Annotated in this window: 15 protein-coding genes; 4 read left to right on the plus strand and 11 right to left on the minus strand. The window is 58.1% G+C overall.

The annotated features are described in order from the left end of the window. Positions 1-123: 123 nt before the first annotated feature. From gcvA to WEB54_RS10005, 6 genes are all read right to left on the minus strand, one after another. Complete coding sequence (gene gcvA / locus WEB54_RS09980; protein ID WP_368055364.1) at positions 124-1,074, minus strand: transcriptional regulator GcvA; 951 nt, start codon at positions 1,072-1,074, stop codon at positions 124-126. A 108-nt stretch (positions 1,075-1,182) separates the two neighbouring features. Further along, the gene (locus WEB54_RS09985) at positions 1,183-1,635 is read right to left on the minus strand and encodes a Fur family transcriptional regulator (RefSeq protein ID WP_368055366.1); all 453 of its coding nucleotides are present in this window, start codon (positions 1,633-1,635) and stop codon (positions 1,183-1,185) included. Positions 1,636-1,700: 65 nt separating this feature from the next. Next, positions 1,701-3,272 carry a glycerol-3-phosphate dehydrogenase/oxidase gene (locus tag WEB54_RS09990; RefSeq protein ID WP_368055368.1) on the minus strand — a complete coding sequence of 524 codons (1,572 nt, stop codon included), beginning with the start codon at positions 3,270-3,272 and terminating at the stop codon, positions 1,701-1,703. Between the two features lie 232 nt (positions 3,273-3,504). Further along, on the minus strand, positions 3,505-9,078 hold the full coding sequence (uvrA, locus tag WEB54_RS09995) for an excinuclease ABC subunit UvrA (RefSeq protein ID WP_368055370.1): 5,574 nt from the start codon (positions 9,076-9,078) through the stop codon (positions 3,505-3,507). A 277-nt stretch (positions 9,079-9,355) separates the two neighbouring features. Then, positions 9,356-9,841, minus strand: a complete 486-nt coding sequence (locus WEB54_RS10000) for an Hsp20 family protein (protein ID WP_368055372.1) — start codon at positions 9,839-9,841, stop codon at positions 9,356-9,358. Positions 9,842-10,111: 270 nt separating this feature from the next. Next, complete coding sequence (locus tag WEB54_RS10005; protein WP_368055374.1) at positions 10,112-10,807, minus strand: SAM-dependent methyltransferase; 696 nt, start codon at positions 10,805-10,807, stop codon at positions 10,112-10,114. Between the two features lie 136 nt (positions 10,808-10,943). Here WEB54_RS10005 and WEB54_RS10010 point away from each other — a divergent pair, with 136 nt between their 5' ends. The 4 genes from WEB54_RS10010 to WEB54_RS10025 are packed head-to-tail and all read left to right on the plus strand — an operon-like array spanning position 10,944 to position 14,883. Further along, on the plus strand, positions 10,944-11,801 hold the full coding sequence (locus WEB54_RS10010) for an ABC transporter ATP-binding protein (protein WP_368055376.1): 858 nt from the start codon (positions 10,944-10,946) through the stop codon (positions 11,799-11,801). After that, the gene (locus WEB54_RS10015; protein WP_368055377.1) at positions 11,798-12,844 is read left to right on the plus strand and encodes a FecCD family ABC transporter permease; all 1,047 of its coding nucleotides are present in this window, start codon (positions 11,798-11,800) and stop codon (positions 12,842-12,844) included. Before WEB54_RS10010 ends, WEB54_RS10015 begins: the two co-directional genes overlap by 4 nt. A gap of 1 nt (position 12,845) precedes the next feature. Next, a complete protein-coding gene (locus tag WEB54_RS10020) occupies positions 12,846-13,910 on the plus strand; it encodes a FecCD family ABC transporter permease (protein WP_368055378.1) in 1,065 nt (354 codons plus the stop codon). A gap of 34 nt (positions 13,911-13,944) precedes the next feature. Then, a complete protein-coding gene (locus WEB54_RS10025) occupies positions 13,945-14,883 on the plus strand; it encodes a sucrase ferredoxin (RefSeq protein ID WP_368055380.1) in 939 nt (312 codons plus the stop codon). Between the two features lie 127 nt (positions 14,884-15,010). Here WEB54_RS10025 and WEB54_RS10030 read toward each other — a convergent pair whose 3' ends face one another. The 5 genes from WEB54_RS10030 to WEB54_RS10050 form a co-directional block, all read right to left on the minus strand. Continuing rightward, positions 15,011-16,060 carry a FecCD family ABC transporter permease gene (locus tag WEB54_RS10030; protein ID WP_368055132.1) on the minus strand — a complete coding sequence of 350 codons (1,050 nt, stop codon included), beginning with the start codon at positions 16,058-16,060 and terminating at the stop codon, positions 15,011-15,013. Next, on the minus strand, positions 16,057-17,061 hold the full coding sequence (locus WEB54_RS10035) for a FecCD family ABC transporter permease (RefSeq protein WP_368055130.1): 1,005 nt from the start codon (positions 17,059-17,061) through the stop codon (positions 16,057-16,059). Before WEB54_RS10035 ends, WEB54_RS10030 begins: the two co-directional genes overlap by 4 nt. A gap of 31 nt (positions 17,062-17,092) precedes the next feature. Continuing rightward, complete coding sequence (locus WEB54_RS10040) at positions 17,093-18,010, minus strand: ABC transporter substrate-binding protein (RefSeq protein ID WP_368055127.1); 918 nt, start codon at positions 18,008-18,010, stop codon at positions 17,093-17,095. 716 nt (positions 18,011-18,726) lie between these two features. Next, positions 18,727-19,422 (minus strand): VWA domain-containing protein, encoded by a 696-nt coding sequence (locus WEB54_RS10045; RefSeq protein ID WP_368055382.1) that lies wholly within the window; start codon positions 19,420-19,422, stop codon positions 18,727-18,729. Next, the gene (locus WEB54_RS10050; protein ID WP_368055384.1) at positions 19,419-20,948 is read right to left on the minus strand and encodes a hypothetical protein; all 1,530 of its coding nucleotides are present in this window, start codon (positions 20,946-20,948) and stop codon (positions 19,419-19,421) included. Before WEB54_RS10050 ends, WEB54_RS10045 begins: the two co-directional genes overlap by 4 nt. Positions 20,949-21,057: the final 109 nt, after the last annotated feature.

Consider the following 21,057-nt stretch of genomic DNA (forward strand, 5'->3'; position numbering starts at 1 on the left):
GGGGTCGGCGTAGATCCGTCCATGGAGCCTAGACCGCAGCATCCATGCTGCGGACTCCCCCACAGAGGCACCCCAGGTAACCGCCGCTTATCGACTCAGTAAACGCCGACTCCGAAACGTGGGTTACTCGGTGTTCCCCGGATTTAGCGCATCGACCGCCATCTCGGCCATGATCCAGTCCTGAAAAGCTTTCATCGCCGGGGTCAATGGCCGGTTTTTCCGGTACACCAGATAAAAGGATTTGGACAGTTCCAACGGAATGTCCAGCGGCGCGACCAATTCCCCCGACTGGATTTCCTCGCTGATCAAGCTGATGTCTGAAAGGGCGACGCCAAGGCCCCGCGCTGCGGCCTGAGCCGTCAACAGGCCACTTGAAAGAAACATGCCCTTACGGGTCTCCCGGTAGTCCGTACCGGCCGCTTCAAACCAGGCGCGCCATTCATCCGGGCGCTTGCTGACATGCAACAGGGTATGGCGGGTGATGTCTTCGGGTAAGTGAATCGGCTTATTGTTCAGCAGGCTGGGCGTGCATACCGGAATCAACGCAGAGCGCTTCAGGAAGCTGCATTCAACGTCATGCCATTGGCCATCACCGAAGTAGACCGCCATATCGGTATCGCTGTGTGCAAAATCGATCAGGCCAGTGGAAGCCGACAGTTCCAGTTCAATATTGGGGTGGGTATCGTAAAACCGGCTGATGCGGGGCAGTAGCCAGCGGTGCAGAAAGGCGGGCGCCACCGAGAGGTTCAGTTCACCGGTGCCATGCGCCGAGACCAGGCGCTGCGTGGCGCGTTCTATGTCTGACAGGGCTTTTTGAACGGTGCGCAGATAATCTTTACCCGCCGACGTCAGCTCGATTCGCCGCGTTTGGCGAATGAACAACTCCACCTCCAGAAATTCCTCCAGCGATTTTATCTGATGACTCACCGCTGAAGGCGTGACAAACAGCTCCTGACTGGCCTTTTGAAAACTGCCCAGGCGCGCGGCCGATTCAAAACTCTTTAGGCTGTTGAGCGGGGGTAGGCGTTTAATGGTGTTGCTCCATTTAAAACAGGTGCCAGAAGTGACAGACACAGTCGCGTGGTCAGGCCCGAATACCAGGCCATCTTTGCATAATCAATAGTCGGAATCGGTGCAAACTGCAAGTCGAACGCTGGGTCTCAAGTGGCTTCAGGCTCGGTTTCAGTGACTGCACCGTTTGCAAATGCCGTGTATTTCAAGCGGGGTTGAACCGATGCGGAAACCACTGGCATCGGCACTGTGCTGCAACTCGCTCATTAAGTCGGAGCCCAGGCCAATCTCTTCAACATGATGGCACTGATCACAAATCAACAACTGAGGAACCCGGTGCACATGGCTACAGGCGATGTGAGCGCACGCCATAAACTGGTTGGTGGTGGCAAGGCGATGAGCGAGACCGGCATCGACCAGAAAGTTCAACATTCGGTAGACCGACATGGCCGCCGGGCTTTCACCGTAAGCGCGGTCATGATCGCTGATCAGATCATAGGCGGACTTGGGGCCGTCGGCCGCCAGCAGCAGCTCAAGGATGCGACTGCGCTTGGGGGTGAGGCGTTCACCCCGCTGTTGGCAGTGCCGACTGGCTTTTTCAAGAATGGCCTGGGTGGAAGGCATGGCAACAAATCACGTTCGTTAAATCGAAGCGCTAGTGTACCGCGTCGCCGGGTTTATGAGAAACCTCAGGCGGCGTTTACCAACTGCTGTAACCGCACTTCTATTTGCTGCATTGCCTGCTGATCCAGCATGCCCACGCGCAACCGGCGGTAGAGTACGTCTTCGGCCTTGCAGGCGCCTTCATAGCCCATGGCCCAGGCCAACTCGGCGTCAATATAGGGTGCGCCGCTGACAAGGCGTTGGCTGGAGCCCGCAGCCAGCACCTGGGGTGCCCGGTCTCCGTAGGCTTGCCAGAGGTAATCGGCGATGTCGTCGGGCAGGTCTTTCAAGGCCGATTCAGCGGCGGCGGTGTCGCCATTGGCACCGGGCAGGCGCAGTGTCTGAGTTTTACAGGGCCCGGCTGATAAGCCCTTTGCCTTAACCACGATGTCCATGCAGTCTTCGGCCATCCGGCGCCAGGTGGTCCATTTGCCACCGGTCAGGCTGAACAGGCCTTTGTCCTGAAGCACAACGTGATCCCGTGTCAGGCCTGACGTAGAGGCTTCATCAGGGTCGGCGACCAGTGGGCGCAAGCCAGAGAATGTCGCGCTGATGTCGCTGTGGCTGACCGGCTCGTCCAGCCATTCGTTAATGTGTTTGATGATGTAGTCAATTTCAGATTGGCTGGCCTCGGGCTTATCGCTTAGCTCTGCCGGATCATCCGTCGTACCGACCAGGGTTTTGCCCAGCCAGGGCAGCATGAACAGCACCCGGCCATCCTCTGTCTCTGGAATCAGAATGCCACGGCCGTCGGGCAGCAGAGTTTTGTTCAGAACAACGTGAATACCGCTGGAGACGGTCATCAGGGGTTTGGCATTCGGGTCGGCCTGCAGGCGCAGGGTGTCGGTCCAGGGGCCGGTGCAATTGACCACGGCTTTGGCTCGTATGGTTAGCGAGCGCTGACTGATCAGGTCGGTGCAGCGTGCACCCGCGACGGTACCGTCGTCGTGTTTAAGCAGCTCGTTCACCTCAACGTGGTTGGCAACAGCGCCGCCCTGTTCAACCGCTGAACGCACCATAGCGATGCCAAAACGCGCATCATCGAACTGGCCGTCCATGTAGCTAACACCGCCTTTGAGCGGTTTGATGTCCAGGCTCGGGCAGGCCCGCTTCATTTCCGCGGTGCTTTCGATGCGCGACTTGCCCAGGCGCTGTGATCCGGACAGCAAGTCATACAGACCCAGGCCGAACCGGTAGTAGGGCAGGCCGATGAGGCTTTTAACCGGCGTAATCAGTGTCAGTGGCCAGGCCAGGTGGGGCGCCATGGACAGCATGCGTTTGCGTTCGGCCAGGGCTTCACGCACCAGTTCGTATTTACTGTAATCAAGCCCTTTAAAGGCTTGCTCCAGGTAGCGAACACCGCCGTGAATGAGCTTGGTGGAGCGGCTTGAGGTGCCGGCCATGAAGTCTTGTCGGTCGACCAGCGCAGCGGTTAGTCCGCGGCTGAGCGCATCCAGCAACACCCCGGCGCCACTGGCGCCCCCGCCAATTACCAGTACATCAACCTCAGCGTTGGCAAGACGGTCCAGATGGTCGTCCCGGTTCCAGGGTTGAACGGTAACGGCTTGGTTGGTTGCAGCGGGGTTGGGCACAGACATGGTCGCTCCACGAAGTAGTTTATCGATAAGCGTTAGTCTAAATTTGTTTTCGAAAATGTCAAAATAATTTTCGTTAATGTTCGTTTTGGCTAATAACCTCTTAACGGCAGTCAATGAGCTATGTCGAAAAAAGTCGGAATAATCGACATAGTTTGACTCCTGTGTCGATGCCATCGACATGATCTGCATTATTGGCCTGGCCCGATGGCTGGAGTCGATGTCGTGTTCCTGACTACCCGAGGACCTCCTTCAGAAACTGACCAGTGAAGGACCGCTTCCGCTTGGTCAGTGTCTTAGGCGTGCCCTGAGCAATCACCCGTCCACCATGCTGGCCGCCTTCCGGCCCCATATCGATGGCCCAGTCTGCCTCAGCGATCACATCCAGATTGTGCTCGATCACCAGCACCGAGTTGCCCGCATCGACCAGTCGGTGCAACACACGCAGCAGTTTGTCTACATCGGCCATGTGCAGGCCGACGGTGGGTTCGTCGAGTACATAGAGGTTGTGCAGGGAGCGCCGACCTTTGTTGTCTTCCGGGGTCATGTTGGCCTTGGCCAGTTCAGCGACCAGTTTGATGCGCTGGGCTTCGCCACCGCTCAGCGTTGGGCTTTGCTGGCCGAGGGTGAGGTAACCGAGGCCTACGTCCTGCAGCAGGCTGAGGGCGTGGTGGACTTTGCTGATGGGGGCGAAGAAGTCGACGGCTGCGTCGATGTTCATCGCCAGTACGTCACCGATGTGTTTGCCCTTGTAGGTTACGCTCAGGGTCTCGTCGTTGAAGCGCCAGCCGTGGCAGACATCACAGGGCACCCGAACATCGGGCAGGAAGTTCATTTCGATTTTCTGTTCGCCCTGGCCACCGCAGGCGTCACAGCGACCCTCGCCCGCGTTGAACGAAAAGCGGGCCGGTGTGAAACCGCGCAATCGGGCATCGACGGTGCCGGCGAACAGTTTGCGGATGCTGTCCCAGATGCCGATGTAAGTGGCCGGGCAGGAACGGGGTGTTTTGCCAATGGGGGTCTGGTCGACCTCCAGAATACGGTCGATGTTTTCCCAACTTTCTATTTTTTCCGCACCTTGCCAGCGGATGTTGGTTTTGCTTTTTTTGTTCTGGCTGGCAATGGCTTGTCTCAGATTTGGGTAGAGCACGCCGCGTATCAGGGTGCTTTTACCGCTGCCGCTGACGCCGGTAATAGCAACCAGTTGGCGCAACGGTACACTGACGTCGATGTCGCGAAGGTTATTCTGATGGGCTCCGCGAATATGCAGGCTCTCCTGCTCCCAAAGCTGGCGCATCCCGGTATTGCGCAAGTCCGGCATGGGGTGGCGTAGCGGTTGCGAGAGCATTTGACCGGTGAGCGATCGTTTGTTGCTCATGATCTGTTTCAGGGTGCCGTGAGCGACGACTTCGCCGCCATTGACCCCGGCGCGGGGGCCCATATCGATCAGATGGTCGGCTTCGCGAATGGTGTCTTCATCGTGCTCCACAACAACAACGGTGTTGCCCTGTTGTTGCAGTTCGCGCAGCGTTTCGATCAGTTTGCGGTTGTCCCGGGTGTGCAGGCCAATGGTGGGTTCGTCGAGTACGTAGCAGACGCCTTGCAGACTGGAGCCCAACTGCGCGGCCAATCGAATGCGCTGGGCTTCCCCACCGCTCAGTGTTGGCGCGGCGCGATCCAGGCTCAGGTAATTCAACCCGACTTTTTGCAGAAACTGCAAACGGCTGTGCATTTCAGCCAACAGATCGCGGGCGATTGCCTGCTCCTTGGTGTTGAGGGTCAGTTTATCGAACCAGTGTTTCGCTGCATCCACCGGCAGGGCGGCGAGATCGGCAATGGAGTGGTCGCGAAAGCGCACGGCCAGTGCGGTAGGGTTCAGGCGTTGGCCCTCGCAACCAGGGCAGGTTTTTTCGGTCGTGCTGTCATCGTCCGGTTGCCAGGTGTTTTCTTCACCGGTCTGCTCTTCATCAAAGCCTTTGATCAGGCTGCCCGTGCCAAAACAGGTGGTGCACCAGCCGTGTTTGGAATTGTAGGAAAACAGGCGCGGGTCGAGTTCATCGAAGCCGGTGCCGCAGCTTGGGCAGGCGCGCTGGGTTGAGAACAGCCGGTCGTTTTTCTTGCTGGCTTTGCCGGTTTTGTCAGGGGCGACAATCACCAGCCCATTGCCAAGGCTCAGGGCTTGCTCAAGGCCCTCGGTCAGGGTGCGCTCGTTTTTGGGCGAGACGGTGATCTCGAGCAACGGCAGTTCGATATCGTGTTCTTTGTAGCGATCCAGCTGGGGCCAGTTGTCTGTCGGTTGATAGCTGCCGTCAACTCGTAGCCGGTCATAACCGCGACCAGCCGCCCATTCCGCCAGTTCCCGGTAGATGCCCTTGCGCGCGACCACCATGGGGGCGAGCAGGGTAACGGCCTGGCCGCGAAAGTCTTTCTGAATGCGGGCCAGAATGGCCGTTGGGGTTTGTGGTTCTATGGGAACATCGCAGTCCGGGCAATGCTGGGTGCCAAGCTTCACGTAGAGCAAGCGCAGATAGTGATAAATTTCGGTCAGAGTGCCCAGGGTGCTTTTACGCCCGCCGCGACTGGTGCGTTGTTCAATCGCCACCGCAGGAGGGATGCCGTAAATAGCATCGACATCGGGGCGTGACGCTGGTTGCACAAATTGCCGCGCGTAGGCGTTAAGGGATTCCAGGTAACGGCGCTGGCCTTCGCCAAAAATCAGGTCGAACGCCAGGGTGCTTTTGCCGCTGCCGCTGACACCGGAAATCACCGTCAGCTTGTCGCGTGGCAGGGTGACATCGATGTTTTTCAGGTTGTGTTCCCGGGCGTGGTGAACGCGAATGGTGTTTTCAGCTGCATGCTTCGTACGTGCCGAATAGGTTGCGGCGATTTCGGCAACGCCTTTGCCACCCTGAGCCAAAGACTGTTCATACTCCTGCAACGCCCGGGCGGTGTAGCCGCTGTTGCTGGCCATGACCTGAGCTGGCGTGCCGGTTATCAGTAGCTCGCCGCCGGCATCACCCCCTTCAGGGCCGATGTCGATGAGCCAGTCTGAAGCGCGCATTACATCCAGGTTGTGTTCGATCACCAGCAGGGAGTGGCCCGCTCCCTGTAACTGACGGAACGCTGCCATCAGCGTGGCGATGTCGGCGAAGTGCAGGCCCGTGGTGGGTTCGTCGAACAAGAAAAGAGTGTGTTCCCCTGCTTTGGTTTTGCCTTTCGTGCTGCTTGTTGCCAGGTGTCCGGCCAGTTTGAGCCGCTGGGCTTCGCCGCCACTCAGGGTGGGTACGGCCTGCCCCAGTTGCAGGTAGTTGAGGCCCACGTCGGCCAGGGGTTGCAGGCTGCGCTGAATGTCGGTTTCGTCTTTGAAAAAATCCAAAGCTTCGGCCACGGTCATCGCCAGTACATCTGCTATCGATAAGGCGTTTAAATGCTCTGCATCGGTCGAATTTGGCAGGAGTTTGACTTCCAGAATTTCGTCGCGAAAGCGTTTGCCGTCGCAGTCCGGGCAGCGCAAATAAACGTCGCTGAGAAACTGCATTTCCACATGCTCAAAGCCATTGCCCTGGCAGGTGGGGCAGCGCCCCTGACCGGAGTTGAAACTGAAGGTGCCGGGCGTATAGCCGCGCTCTTTGGAAAGCGGTGTAGCGACGAAACGCTTGCGAATGGTGTCGAATGCGCCCACATAAGTGGCCGGTGTTGATCGGGTGGTTTTACCAATAGGGCTTTGGTCCACCATCACTACCCGGTCGATGTGCTCCAGGCCATCGATGCTGTCATGCGCGCCGGGGGCTTCGGTCTGTTCGCCCTGATGTTTGAGAATGGCCGGGTACAGAATCTGGCGCATCAGGGTGGATTTGCCGGAACCGCTGACGCCAGTCAGACAGACCAGTTGGCCGAGGGGAATCTGTACATCAATGTTTTTCAGGTTGTGTTCGCGGGCGCCTTTGATGACGATGGCGGTTTCTGTCGTTTGATTGGTCTCGGCCGGTGCCGTGCTGACCTGGTCGGTACCATTCAGGTAGCGTGCGGTGAGGTTGTTCTTGCGTCGGAACAAAGCCTTGGGTGTCCCAAAGAATTCGACGTTGCCGCCCGCCTTGCCAGGCCCCGGTCCGATATCGAGAATGCGATCGGCCGCCAGAATGACCTGAGGGTCATGCTCGACCACCAACAGGGAATTACCGGCATCGCGCAGCCGGTGCAGTACCGTGACCAGCCGCTGAATGTCGCGCGGGTGCAGGCCGGTGCTGGGTTCGTCGAGTACGAAGAGGGTGTTGACCAGGGAAGTGCCCAACGCCGTGGTCAGATTGATGCGCTGCACTTCGCCCCCGCTCAGGGAGCGCGACTGACGGTCCAGCGTCAGGTAGTCCAGCCCGACTTCACACAGGTAGCCCAGTCGCGAGTGAATTTCGGTGAGCAATAGCTGGGTCGGTTCGTCGGTATCGGTGCTGGCCAGTTGCTCAAAGAAGCTGGCACAGCGCGCCAGCGGCAGTTGCATCATATCGGCGATGTTGAGGCCGGGCAGTTGCTGAAAGACGTCGTTCCCAAGTTCTGTGCCTACCGGAACGAAACGGGGCTGGCCCGCCAGAGCCTGTTCCGCGGCCGCCAGTGTGCCCACCCGCCACCAGAGTGACGCGGGTTTCAGCCGAGCACCGTCGCAGCTGGGGCAGGGGGTATAGGAGCGGTACTTGGAAAGCAGCACGCGAATGTGCATCTTGTAGGCCTTGCTTTCCAGCCAGTTGAAAAATTCCTGCACGCCATACCAGACGCCCTGGTCCCAGTCGCCTTCGCCCTCTATTACCCAGTTCTTGTGGTCATCACTGAGCTCGACCCAGGGCGTATCGATGGGGATACCGCGCTTTTTGGCATAGCGGATCAGGTCGCGCTGCACTTCTTCGTAAGCCGGCGTCTGTATGGGTTTGATGACGCCGTTTTTCAGGCTTTTGCGCTCATCGGGGATGACCAGGCCATAGTCGACACCGATGATGCGGCCAAAGCCCCGGCAGCTTTCGCAGGCACCTATGGGCGAGTTGAAGGAAAACTGACTTGGGCTCGGTTCCGGGTAATCGATATCGCACCGGGCGCAATGGTGGTGGCTGGAGAAGCGGGCTGCCTTGCCTGTTTCCCGGGCGTCATTCAGAGGGTAAACCAGCACGTGGCCTTTGCCGTAGCGCAAAGCCGTTTCCACGGCTTCGGTCAGTCGGCTGCGGTTGTCTTCGTTGAGTTTAAGGCGGTCTTGCACGACTTCCACCCGGTCGCCTTCGCGCCGGTGAACGCGGGCATAGCCCTGTTGGTTCAGCAGCTGCATAACGTCTTCGTCGCTCAACCGCTCCGGTACGTGCAGCGGTATGCACACCATCAGCCGTTGCCCGGCAGGCCAGTCTGCATAGAGATTGTTTACTACGCTTTGCGGTGTATCACTAACCACTTCATGCCCGCAGCGTTGGCAATACAGATGCGCCAGGCGGGCGTACAGCAATTTCAGGTAGTCGTTCAACTCGGTCATGGTGCCTACGGTCGAGCGCGAGGTGCGTACCGTGTTGCTTTGCTCAATGGCGATGGCCGGTGGAATACCCTCGATGCTGTCGACCGCGGGTTTATCCATCCGGTCCAGAAATTGGCGGGCATAGGTCGAAAAGGTTTCAACGTAGCGGCGCTGGCCTTCAGCGTAGATGGTATCGAACGCCAGGGTCGACTTGCCCGAACCGCTAACCCCGGTGACCACCACAAACTCCCCCAGCGGAATGTCCAGATCCAGGTTTTTCAGATTGTTCTGGCGCGCGCCGCGCAGGCGAAGGGTGTCATGAGGCATGGGAATGGCCTTCCGGTTTTGGGATTCAGGGGCGAGTAACTATAGGGTAACTATAAAGGAGCGAGGGAGTACGACCAAGGCTGGTCGATAGATGAATATGCCCACCGCTATTCCAAGTCGGGTACAAAATGAAAGCTTATAACTCTAGTTTCTGAGTTTGCGCCTAACCGAGTGCCTGGCACGGTCCACAGGCAACATTGCAACCCCAAACTCAGAAACTTGAGTTATAAAAAAAGGGGGACATGCATCCCCCTTTTCATTCGTTACCACCTGGTGATCAGGCCGCTTTGGTTTTTTCCCTGGCTTCCTGATGCTCAATGGCCGTGTTGGATGTCTTGCCATTAATGGCAATGGTTTTCGGCTTCATGGCCTCGGGCACTTCCTTGACCAGTTGAATGGTCAGCAGGCCGTGCTTGAGCTCGGCACCGCGCACTTCCACATGGTCGGCCAGATTGAACTTGCGTTCAAACGACCGGTAGGCAATGCCCTGGTGCAGGAAACGACGGTTTTTGTCATCGTCGTTGCTGGCTTTTTTGCCGTGTACAGTCAATACGCCGTTTTCGACCTGGAGGTTGAGTTCTTCCTCTTCAAAGCCAGCCACAGCCAGAGTAATGCCATACTCGTTTTCACCGGTGACTTCGATGTTGTAGGGCGGGTAACCGTTGGAGGTTTGCTCTCCGCGCAGGGCGGAATCCAACAGGTTGGCCATGCGGTCGAAGCCGATGGTGCTGCGGTACAGTGGTGTTAAGTCGATGTGTGTCATGGTCATATTCTCCTAACGAAGCAATATAATGGTCAGCCCCTGAGGGCACTGGTTAGATAGCAGTTGGGCTCTCATCGAGACGCCCTGCTGCACGACTTAAAATAGGGGTGAAGCTTTTGCTTTCAAGCGGTACAGAATTGTAAAAATTTTGTTAGTTTTCTGACGAAAGAGAAGCCGACACAGTACGCGAACGATAGCCCCGAAACAGGCTTTGATCACCCGGAGGCAAGCATTCAGTTTGCACCTTTTTCCGTGAAAGAGGTTCGCTGGTTAATTTGAATTAAGCAGGGGCTCATAAGCAGCCAGCATCAACGGCGCATCCGCCTGCTTCGGGTTGTGCAACTGCTGACGTGCGTGGCGCACCAATCGATGCAAATGCGCCCGGTGCCCAGGCACGCGAGCATCCCAAAAACCAGCCGGGTTGGTCACCGGCAGAGGGGCGCGCCGCCGGTTCAGGCTGACTCTCAACCACTCGTAACCCCGCCCGTTCTCGAACACTACGCCTTCCTGCAACACGCCAAAACCCTGGTCGTGCAGATACCGCCGCACCTGAAACAGATTGTTGGCCGGAGAAATCAGCCAGTCGGGCGGGTTGTTTGGATGTTGGGCCGTAACGTCACTGACAATCGCCTGGGTGACTTCATCGCCAACGCCTGCCAGAACCAGTAAGGGCAGACCTTCAGTAGATAGCTCCAGTTGCCCGGCAGGCAGAGTATGTAGCTGGTAGCCTTTCGCCCCGTACTGATCCAGCCGGGTTAGCAGGTCCGCCATAATCGAGTCGACCTGATCGACAAAATGCACCCGAGGAGGACGCTGGCTTTCCAGCAACGCCAGCCCCAACCGGCCATGGTCGCAGCACAGATCCCACACTTCATCGTACCCGGAGGGAATGGCATCAAACAGCGCTTTCAGTCGTGTGCCGAGCCGGGTTTTCAGGGGGGTATTTGTTATATCGACGTCGTTCATGACGTAATGGTAGCGTTAACCGGTGGCGGCGTCACTGAGCCTTTCAACCTCACCGATTGCGGTGCATTTGATATTGCAAATAAAAGTGATTCGCAATAACATTGGTGGTCTCGTTGCCAACGGAGTCCAGGTTCCCATGACTGAATCAATATCCCCCAGGTCCATTCGTTATGCCAGCCGGTTGCAGGGTGAGTCATTAACGGTAGGGTATGATGCCGCCCCCATTCTCAATGATGTTGATTTTCAGGTTCCGGATGGACAGGTGACGATTCTGGTCGGCCCCAATGGCAGCGGGAAGTCCACCCTGTTAAAAGCACTTGCACGGATTCTGACGCCGACTGAGGGGCAGGTTTTGCTCGACGGTCAGAACATTCACCGCAGTAAAACCCGGGAAGTAGCTAAAAAACTGGGCTTGTTACCGCAAGGGCCGGTTGCGCCCGAAGGGCTGACAGTGCGTGAATTGGTCGCTCAGGGGCGGTTTCCGCATCAGTCACTGCTGCGGCAGTGGTCGAGCGAGGATGAACGCGCCGTTAATGACGCGATGGCGGTCGCCAAGGTCGCCGGGTTTGCCGATCGGCCGGTGGATGGATTGTCGGGTGGTCAGCGCCAGCGTTGTTGGATTGCCATGGTGTTGGCACAGCAGACCGATCTGGTGTTGCTCGACGAGCCCACCACCTTTCTGGACCTGAAAGTCCAGGTCGATTTGATGGAATTACTGGTGCAACTGGCCCACCAGATGGGTCGTACTCTGGTGGTGGTATTGCACGAATTGAACCTGGCCGCGGCCTACGCCGATACTCTGGTGATGCTGCGCGATGGTGCCATTCTGCAGTGGGGCGCGCCGTCCGACGTCTTTACCAGTGCCAACCTAAAGGCGGTGTTTGATCTGGATGCCCATGTGATCCGGGACCCGCATTCCAAGCGACTGATTTGTGTGCCGACCTCCGCTCCGGAACCAGTTCAGCACGTTGAGGTAGGCGTTCGCATCGCATGACGGCCCGGGTTTCCCACACGGCGGACGACTCATCCGGTCACGGCACCACCGGTGCCTGGCTGATGTACAGCGCCGGGGTGCCCGTGATGGTGGGTGTGCTGGCACTGATGTTCGGCTGGCACATTGCTGTGGGTGCTAAGTCACTGCCGTTGTCGACGGTGTTGAATGCCCTGGTCCACTACGACGCCACCCTGTTTGACCATATGATCGTTCGCGATTTGCGACTGCCCCGCGCCGTTATCGCCGTGTTGGTGGGGGCTGCGCTCAGTGTGGCGGGTGCTCTGATGCAGGGTGTCACGCGCAATCCGCTGGCAGAACCGGGCATTCTTGGGCTGATGGCCGGGGCTTCGTTTGCCGTGGTAATGGCCATTGGCGTGTTTCAGACGGTACCGATTGTCTGGATGCCCTGGGTTGCGGCGGTGGGCGCTATGGTGACGGCGGTTGTGGTCTGGTTGATTGCCCAGTGGGCACCCGGCGGTGCGACGCCGCTGACATTGACCCTGGCTGGCGCGGCGATTACCGCTTTTCTGGGTGCGCAGATCTCGGTGGCGCATTTGCTCAATCAGGAAACGTTTGAACAGCTGCGGGTCTGGCTTGCGGGTTCTTTGTCGGGTCGGCGGGTCGATGTGTTGTCCGTTGCTGCGCCCTGGCTGTGCCTGGCGCTGGCATTGGCGATGGCATTGTCACGTAAGGTGACGGTGTTGGCCATGGGCGATGATGTCGCCCGGGGGCTGGGTGTTCGCACCGGCTGGCTCAAGGTGCAGGTGTTGCTTTGTGTGGTAGTGCTGACGGCATGTTCTGTTGCGCTGGCCGGGCCACTGGGCTTTGTTGGTCTGGTTATTCCTCATGCGGTGCGTCTGTTTATTGGTTCCGATTATCGCTGGATCGTGCCGTACTCGGCGCTGGTTGGGGGTGCGTACTTGCTGGGTGTCGACATTATTGCCCGCCTGGCGTTGCGACCCCAGGAAATGGCCACTGGCATTATGACCGCCATGGTGGGCGCGCCGCTGTTTATTCATCTGGTTCGGCAACGGGCGTCCTGATATGACCATGCGCTTGTTACATTACTGGGTACTGCGGCTTCCGGGTGAGCGTTTGTCGCTGAGACTGCCGGTCAGATCGCTGGTGTTGGCGCTGTTGCTGACGATCGGTCTGGGACTGTTGATCGCGGTTAGTCTGACCATTGGCAGTTACGACATGTCTCTGCGTCAGGTTCTCAGCACCTTGATGGGTGACGAAGTCTCCGGGCAAATGACCACTGTGGTCTGGGAATTTCGGTTCCCGCGCACCCTGGTGGCCGCTTTTGTCGGCACCATGCTGGCGCTTTCAGGTGCCGCTCTGCAGAACGTGACCCGCAACGGCCTGGCCGACCCTTCACTGGTAGGCATTTCCCAGGGGGCAGGTCTGGCTGTGGTCGCGTTGACCGTGATTTGGCCTGAGCAGAGCTCCGCGCTGCGGCCCTGGGTGGCCTTTGCTGGCTCTTTGATCGTAGCGGCCCTGATTCAGGGGCTGAGCTGGAACCGGCGCGGTGGCAGCTCGATACGCTTTATTTTGATGGGCATTGGCGTGGCCGCGTTCATCAGCGCGATCACCTCAACGCTGATGACCTACGGCCAGATCGACCGTGCCATGTCGGCCCTGGCCTGGCTCAGTGGCAGCATCAACGCCGCTGGCTGGAGTGAAGTGCGAATGGTCTCCGTCTGGTGCGCTGTGCTGATACCGCCGCTGCTGATTCTCAGCCGCTCGATGTCGGCCCTGCAAATGGGCGAAAATACGGCGGTGGGTCTGGGGGTTCGCGCCAGCGTTATTCGCTATGCGCTGATCAGCGTTGCGGTTGGCCTGGCCGCTATCGCCACGGCAGCGGTTGGCCCGCTTGGCTTTGTCGGGCTGATCGCGCCCCATATGGCACGGCGTCTGGCACGCAGCGGCGTTGGAATTCATCTATTTTTGACGGCCTTGATTGGCGCCTTTTTGGTGACCCTGGCGGACCTTCTGGGGCGTGCCCTGTTTGCGCCAATTCAGATTCCGGCGGGTTTGGTCACGGCCATCATTGGGGTGCCGGTGTTTATTTACTTGTTACAGAGAACTCAGGCAAAAAGCGCGCTGTGATGCGCCTGGCCGCGTTCGGGAATAGGAGTGTGTTTTGACGGCGTTTTGCGCACAAATAAGTCGGGATGTTGCCGAACCTTTACCGGGAACGGGCGGGCATCCAGGCTCCAATCTGTTGCTGAGCTGGCCCAGTGGTCGCTGGTCGAAAACTTTTAATCAGGCCAGGGATATGACTACCGGTGAAGTGGACGCCATTGTTGCCTTGGCTGAGGCCGGCCGGCGTCTGAATCTGATCGACCGGAAAACCCAGTCTTCGACGACGCACCGAGCGTATCTGATGCCGGAGTCGCGTGCCTTTGACGTCCCGCGCTCTGGCCTGATCGGATTTTTGTGCGCCCTGCACTCCGGGCAGTCGCTGGCCGCCTGGGAAGTCCCGGTTGTACCCGACTCTGTGGTGCTGTGCTGTACCCACGGCAAAAAAGACCGTTGCTGTGCCAAGTTTGGCAATGCGAGCTACAAGGCGCTAACCGCCGCGGCAGAAACACGGCCGGAGGCCATCGAAATCTGGCAGAGTACTCATCTGGGTGGCTGCAGGTTGGCTACGTCGATTCTGGTGTTCCCTCAGGCTCGAAAATACGGCCGTGTTGATGCGGATCTCGCCGATGCGTTTCTGGAGGCGGAAGTTCAGGACCGGCCGTTTTTACCCTGTTACCGGGGTGACCGGTTACTGACCCCGGCGCAACAGGTTGCTGAAGTAGCCGTGCGCGAGCAATTGTCGCAACAGAATGTCTGGCCGGAAGCGCTGGCGCTGGAAAGCGATATTGATCTCGATGGGGGCCGTAAGAAAATAATCCTGCACTGGCAATCTGGCACTGACCACGGTCAGTTTGGCGCATTGCTGACGCCCCATTCGGTTCGACGTTTTGGAACCTGCGCCGCCATGGACGATGACGAAGAACCGATCGTTCACGACACCTGGCAGGTGGTGTCCGTTATGTCAGAAGATCAGCTGATTGATCTGCTACCCCATTAACCTTCATCCATCTGCACACGGAGTCACCATGCCGATTAAAGTGGCCTTGCTGGCCAGAGTTTAGTTGGTCTAATTGCCAGGCACTCAGCTATTACAAACTCCGAAACTTAAGTGATCAACCCCGGAATCATGATCGGCGCCGGTACAGCAAATAGATAAAAAACGGCGCGCCGACGCCGGAGACAAAAATACCGGCTGGTAAATCCTGGGGTAGAAAGGCGGTGCGGCCAATTAGGTCGGCCAGCAGGACGAGGCAGGCGCCGGTCAGGGCGGCACCCAGGATGAGGCCGGTGCTGGTTTGGCCGGTGATGCGTCTTGCCAGGTGTGGCGCCATCAGGCCGACGAAGGCCATGCCGCCAGCGAAGGCGACGGCCGAGCCAGCCAGGCCGACGCTGCACGCCAGTAGCAACAACCGGTAGTGACCCACCGCCAACCCCAAGCCACGTGATTGTTCGTCGTTCATGCCCAGCAGTGTCAGTGCACGAGCCGCCAGTAATGCGACTGGAACCAGAACCAGGGTCCAGGGTAGCAGCCGGGTCACGTCTTGCCACTGGGCACCATAGACCGTGCCGGTCAGCCAGATGTAAGCCTGTACCGTGGTGCTCAGCGGGCTCATTACCAGTACCAGCGTAGCGACTGCTTTTAATGCAGCGGCCAGGGCAATGCCGACCAGTACCAGTCTGATTGGAGCAACGGCTGTGGTGCTGCGCGGCGTCCAGGCCAGGCCGTAAATGACAGTGGCGGTGACCGCTGCGGCGGCAATGGCGACCGGGGGGAGCCAGGTCAGACCGACGCTGCCAGCCAGCCAGGCGAGAAACAAAACGGCACCCAGCGCGGCTCCGTCGCTGATGCCAATGATGTCCGGTGACGCCAGGGGGTTGCGCACTATCTGCTGCAACAGTGCGCCGGAGACACCCAGCCCTGCACCTACCAATAGTGCCAGCAGGGCGCGCGGCAGACGCAGGGTATGGACGACAAAGCGATGCTCGCTGGTCTCAGGAGAAAACAAGGTGGCAATGATGTCTAGTGGCGGAATTTTTGTGCTGCCCAGGCCCAGGTAGACCAGCAATATCACCAGGGTTAAACCCAGTAAGGCCAGGCAGCGCCAAAGGGTCTGGCGGTGAAAAGCCAGTGCCAGTTTTTCAGACGAAGAACGTAGCAGGAAATGAGTGGTCATAAGGTCGGGCTGCGTTTGCGGGCGATGGCGATAAACACCGGCGTGCCGACGAGAGCGGTTAAAGCGCCTACCGGCACTTCCTGTGGCGGCACGATAAAGCGCGACAGGGTATCGGCCCCGAGCAACAGGCTGGCGCCGAGCAGAGCGGCAGCCGGCAGCACCCAGCGGTGGTCCCGGCCAAACAGTCCGCGTGCCAGATGGGGGATGATTAGGCCGATAAAGCCAATCATGCCTGCCAGTGCCACGGCTCCGCCGGCGAGCAGTACGATAACAAGCCCCAGCAATAGCCGGGTCAGCGCTACTCGTTGGCCGAGGCTGCGGGCTACGTCGTCGTCCAGCATCATCAGGTTTACCTGACGCACCAGCAGCGCGGTCAGCACGATGGCGATGCTGAAAAAAGGCAGAAAGGGAATGACCGAAGCCAGTGGTTTGCCGGCCACCGAGCCGCCCAGCCAGTACAGAATGCCCTCGAGGCTTTCCCGGTTCAGAATCAGAATGCCCTGGGTAAAGGCCAGAAACAGGGCGGTGATGGCGGCACCGGCCAGCACGATGCTCACCGGCGAATTACCGGCGGTACCGGTCATGCCAAGGCTGTACACCAGAAGGCCGGCCACGGCGGCGCCGAAAAAGGCGATGTAGATATAGTCCTGCAAACGGGTCAGCGACAGAAAGGTAAACGCCATCGCCACGAAGAACAGCGCCCCGGCATTGATACCGAGCAAACTTGGCGAAGCCAGGCCGTTGCGGGTCATCGCCTGCATCAGGGTGCCGGCAATGGCGAGGCTGCTGCCGACCAGAGCCGCCAGAACCGCGCGGTTCAAGCGATTGGCCCGCACAATAATATGCTCGATCTGGCTGGCGTCGTAGCTGAACAGGGCATCGATAACGGTGGCAAACGCCATGGTCGTTTGCCCCAGGGCAATGCTTGCCAGGCCGGTAGCCAGCAACAACAAAAGGCACAGGGCCAGACCCAGTGCCTTTACCGGAGATGTCGACAACACGGCAAATCCTCAGTATCAGTCGAGGCTAGCGTTATTCCAGACCATAGTGAGCAAAAACGCTGTCGACCATGCGCTCGGCGGCGATGGGGCCACCGCCCATGTTCCAGTCGACTTCATTGACCTGGTAGACCTGGTCGTTCTGCACCGCAGTCAGGGTGTTCCACAGTGGGTGGGAGGTCCAGCTGTTGAAATTCTCCATTACCGTCGGATCGGTTTCGGTCATGAACATGAAGAACACATCGGCGTTCATGCTGGGAATACTTTCCTTGCTGGTCAGCTTGACGCCCCAGATGTCTTCCTGATGAGCGGCAGGACGCTCGAAGCCCAGTTCGTTCAGGATGTTTCCGGCAAAGCTGGAGTAATAGATGCGCGCGTGGTCGTTGCGAAAGTTCAGCAATGCTACTTCCTGTGGCCAGGCCAGGTCTGAGTTGGACACCTGAGTCTGGAAATCCTGAATGCGGGCGTCCCACTGCTCGCTCCAGGCGTCGGCTGCGTCGGTTGTTCCGGTGGCCTGTGCCACCAGATCCAGGGTTTCCTTGAACTGGAATACCGTTTCATGCATCACGGTGGGGGCAATGGCGGCCAGCTGCGGGTAGATTTTCTCATGGCGCATTTTGGCACCGATGATGACGTCCGGGTTCAGCGCCGCAATGGCTTCCAGGTTTGGCTGAGTCTCCAGACCGACGTGGGTTACGCCAGCCAGTTCGTCGCGCAAATAATGGTACATCGGTTGCTCTACCCAGGAGTCGACAACACCAACCGGTGTGATGCCCAGGGCAACGGCTGCGTCATTGGCACCCTGATAAAGGGTAACGACGCGTTGTGCCGGGGCATCGAGTTCAGCGGTACCCATGGCGTGGGGAATGGTGATGGTTTCGGCGTGCGCGAATGAGAATGATACCGCTACAATCAGGCCAAGCAGTGCGGTTGGGACAAGGCGATTAGCCACAGGCAACTCCTGAGATAAGTTTGGAGTTGCTGATAGTATTGATAGTTGTTCTTATTATCAACCGTATTCTTGAGGAACACCGATGCCGGGTTTCTAGATTAGAGATGTGATGTGATTAACATTTTATCGCTTGCAAATGATAACTATTATCATTATTATTCATTTCGAAGGTCGATTCAGCGTTGGTCCTCGGGTAGGGAGCACGGTCCTGAACCGGGGTAAATGGACTTCGACTCATCAATGCCTTTGTCCACCCTCTGTCGCAAAGGCATTGATCGAGTACCAACAAGGTTGTTGAACACGCTGAATGGTTTCCAGCCGGGATTTCTCCCCTCCAATGTTAAATCCCGGCTGGTTTTTTATTAAGACGATACCCTTCACAAAGGAGTTCGACATCATCATGGAACTGCGTAGCAAACTGTGGGCACTGATCGCGACTACGCTGTTGTTCACCCTGGCTTTGTCACTCAATCCCTCCAGTATGACGATATTTGCCGGGTTATAACTCAAGATTCGGAGTTCGGCTTGGCTGGGTGGTATTGGTCCGCACCGGCCACCGGGGTTGCCTCTGAGGGGTCGGCGTAAATCCATCCATGGAGCCTAGACCGCAGCATCCATGCTGCGGACTTCCCCTCAGAGGCAACCCCGGCATCCGCCGCTCGAATTATGCGAACTCCGAACATTGAGTTATAACCCGGCGCCTGCCTATGTTTTATTCAGTTCATCGCCACCAGCCGGTCCAGACGTTCCAGATCATTGATCACCCGCCACTGGCCGCCACCTTCCATGACTCGCTTCTGCCAGGCGCTCAGCCGGTTTTCGTAGTCGCGCGGGTCGATGTTATCCCGGGTCAGCTTGGTGACGTTTAACGCGACCACTTCAATGCCAGTGACGTCGATCGGAAAATCGCGAACATGGCCTTCCGGTAAATCCTCTTCCAGGTCACTGAACACCAGAATGGTTTTTTTATCGGCATCGGTCTCGTTCAGAAAATCAATCGCCTGCAATACGCCTCCGGTAATGTCGGTGTGGGCACTGCCGCGAACCAGTTCGGAGGTAAACGTCTGCACATGGTGCTGGAACAGCCGTTTCTGGTCGTTGGCGGTGCTTGGCCGCACATCAAAGGTGGCCTTGGCGATGATGTCCTCTTCGTTGAAGCTGGCGCTGTCGATACGCGCCAGCGCCAGGGAATCACCGCTGTCGAGCATCGCCAGCAGGTAGTTCATGATGGTCTCAGCCTTGTCGAGTTGCTCGGTGTAGGTGCCCGAGGTGTCGATCAACATGTAGACCGCCCGGCTCTTGATCGGCGACTCGCCGCATCCGGCCAGCAGGCCGGTGCTGAGCAGCGCAGTGATCAGCAGCAAGGTCATGATGTTCCGGCTGAGTCGGGCTGAATCGGTAACGAGTTTCATTGGGTTACCTCCTGTGTGTCGGTGAGGACGGGTTCGACCTTGGTGTTTCGGTTGCGTTTTGGTTTGGTGCTGGCCGTCGAGGCCTCGTCCTGGCCGGGTGTCTTGTTGACTGGCGTGATCGTGTCGCTCAAATCCGGCGCGGTAGAGCGGTGGCGAATCAGTCGCTCGATGCCGAGCGGCACCATGATGATCAGGTCATAAAGATGCGCCAGTATTTTGCAGGCGTGATTGGCCAGGTTGCCAACCAAACGCAGCGCAACCGCAACCGTGCGCAACACACCGACGACAACCATGCCGAGCACACTGCGCAGCGAATGAATAAAGGACTCCAGCGGGATCGCCACAAAGGCCAGCGCGAACGGCAGGATAAAACCCATCACCATCTGGCCGATGGACGGAATCCAGCGGAACTGGGCTTCAACCACACCGACACCGGCCAGTGATTGTTGCAGGGCGGCCCGATCCAGCGCGAGCAAGTCACGCATATAAGCCAGCGAGGCTTCAATGGTGGCTAGAATGGTCAGCAGGGTGAGAGTGACCACAATCATGCGCCGGCGCATGCGATCGTCCATGCTGCCAATGACCGGGAACAGATGGGTGATGCGCAACGATTCCAGCAGGAACAAGCCCATGGCTATTTCAATCAGAATGATAACCAGTGCGGCAATATCAGACATGCGCATTGAGCCAATGGTTGCTGTGCCGCCCACCATTTCGGACATCGGCAGGGCAATTAGCTGAAAGTTAATCAACCCGCCCAGGGCTGCGATGATCAGTACCAACCCGGAGATGAAAAACTGGGTCAACGAGGACGACAGCAATGAATTGGCTGCGGCGTCTTCATTGTTGCGAATCGATTCATAGCGATCCATCTGCCCATCAATCATGCGGGTACGTTCTTCCAGGCTGTCGAGCGTGGTTTCGACCTTTCCCATCGTCGTTTTCAGCGTGCGCCACTGCGGGTGCATTTTGGCCAGGTGACCATGACGTTCCAGCGTGGCTTTCTGAAAGGCTTTCAGGGTTTCTTCGTGCGAGTCTTCAATCGCATCTTTAATGTTATCGAGAATCTTGTTCAGCGCCGGGTCGGCACTCTTGGGCAATGCCGAGATGGTATCGACCACATCCGACCAGGCCGGTGGCAGAGGGGCCGACAACGAACTGGCCTGATAATCCGCTTCGATTTTTTCGATCGCATCGGCCAGGGTGCGGTGCAGGCTGGGGTAGTGCGCCAGATCCCGTGCTACCAGGGTGCTAACCCGGGTGAATTCGCGTTCAATGGCTTTTTCCGAGGCGGTACGACCCAGGGCCATCAGCACATCACGATTGCGCTGGCTGAGCCGGTGCTCCAGTTTCAAGACAGAACGCGAGGCCAGACGCAGTGCGGTAAACACAGCGCGGCCGGTGGTGGAAAACAAGTGGTGTGCCTGTTGGCGCCCGAGATAGAGCACAGTAACGAGTAAAGCGAGCCAGATCGCGGCCGAGATGGCGGCGGAATCAGACCAGACAGTGAGCAGTTGTTGAAACATCGCAAAACCTCCGTTGAGTTGACAGGAGGGAGTGTTGGCCAGGGCGGTGAAAATTCTGTGAGTTTAATGGCCATGGCCCGCAGCGGATGCCGGTGTTGCCTCTGAGGGG

The organism is Saccharospirillum sp., from assembly GCF_040881935.1.
Classification (GTDB): Bacteria; Pseudomonadota; Gammaproteobacteria; order Pseudomonadales; family Natronospirillaceae; genus Saccharospirillum.

Excerpts from the sequence above, each read along its gene's own strand:
- WEB54_RS10020 (WP_368055378.1), top strand. The coding sequence starts at position 12,846 with ATGACCATGCGCTTGTTACATTACTGGGTACTGCGGCTTCCGGGTGAG.
- WEB54_RS10045 (WP_368055382.1), bottom strand. The coding sequence starts at position 19,422 with ATGAAACTCGTTACCGATTCAGCCCGACTCAGCCGGAACATCATGACC.
- WEB54_RS10000 (WP_368055372.1), bottom strand. The coding sequence starts at position 9,841 with ATGACACACATCGACTTAACACCACTGTACCGCAGCACCATCGGCTTC.
- WEB54_RS10010 (WP_368055376.1), top strand. The coding sequence starts at position 10,944 with ATGACTGAATCAATATCCCCCAGGTCCATTCGTTATGCCAGCCGGTTG.
- WEB54_RS10015 (WP_368055377.1), top strand. The coding sequence starts at position 11,798 with ATGACGGCCCGGGTTTCCCACACGGCGGACGACTCATCCGGTCACGGC.
- WEB54_RS10005 (WP_368055374.1), bottom strand. The coding sequence starts at position 10,807 with ATGAACGACGTCGATATAACAAATACCCCCCTGAAAACCCGGCTCGGC.
- WEB54_RS09990 (WP_368055368.1), bottom strand. The coding sequence starts at position 3,272 with ATGTCTGTGCCCAACCCCGCTGCAACCAACCAAGCCGTTACCGTTCAA.
- WEB54_RS10030 (WP_368055132.1), bottom strand. The coding sequence starts at position 16,060 with ATGACCACTCATTTCCTGCTACGTTCTTCGTCTGAAAAACTGGCACTG.
- WEB54_RS10050 (WP_368055384.1), bottom strand. The coding sequence starts at position 20,948 with ATGTTTCAACAACTGCTCACTGTCTGGTCTGATTCCGCCGCCATCTCG.
- WEB54_RS09985 (WP_368055366.1), bottom strand. The coding sequence starts at position 1,635 with ATGCCTTCCACCCAGGCCATTCTTGAAAAAGCCAGTCGGCACTGCCAA.
- uvrA (WP_368055370.1), bottom strand. The coding sequence starts at position 9,078 with ATGCCTCATGACACCCTTCGCCTGCGCGGCGCGCGCCAGAACAATCTG.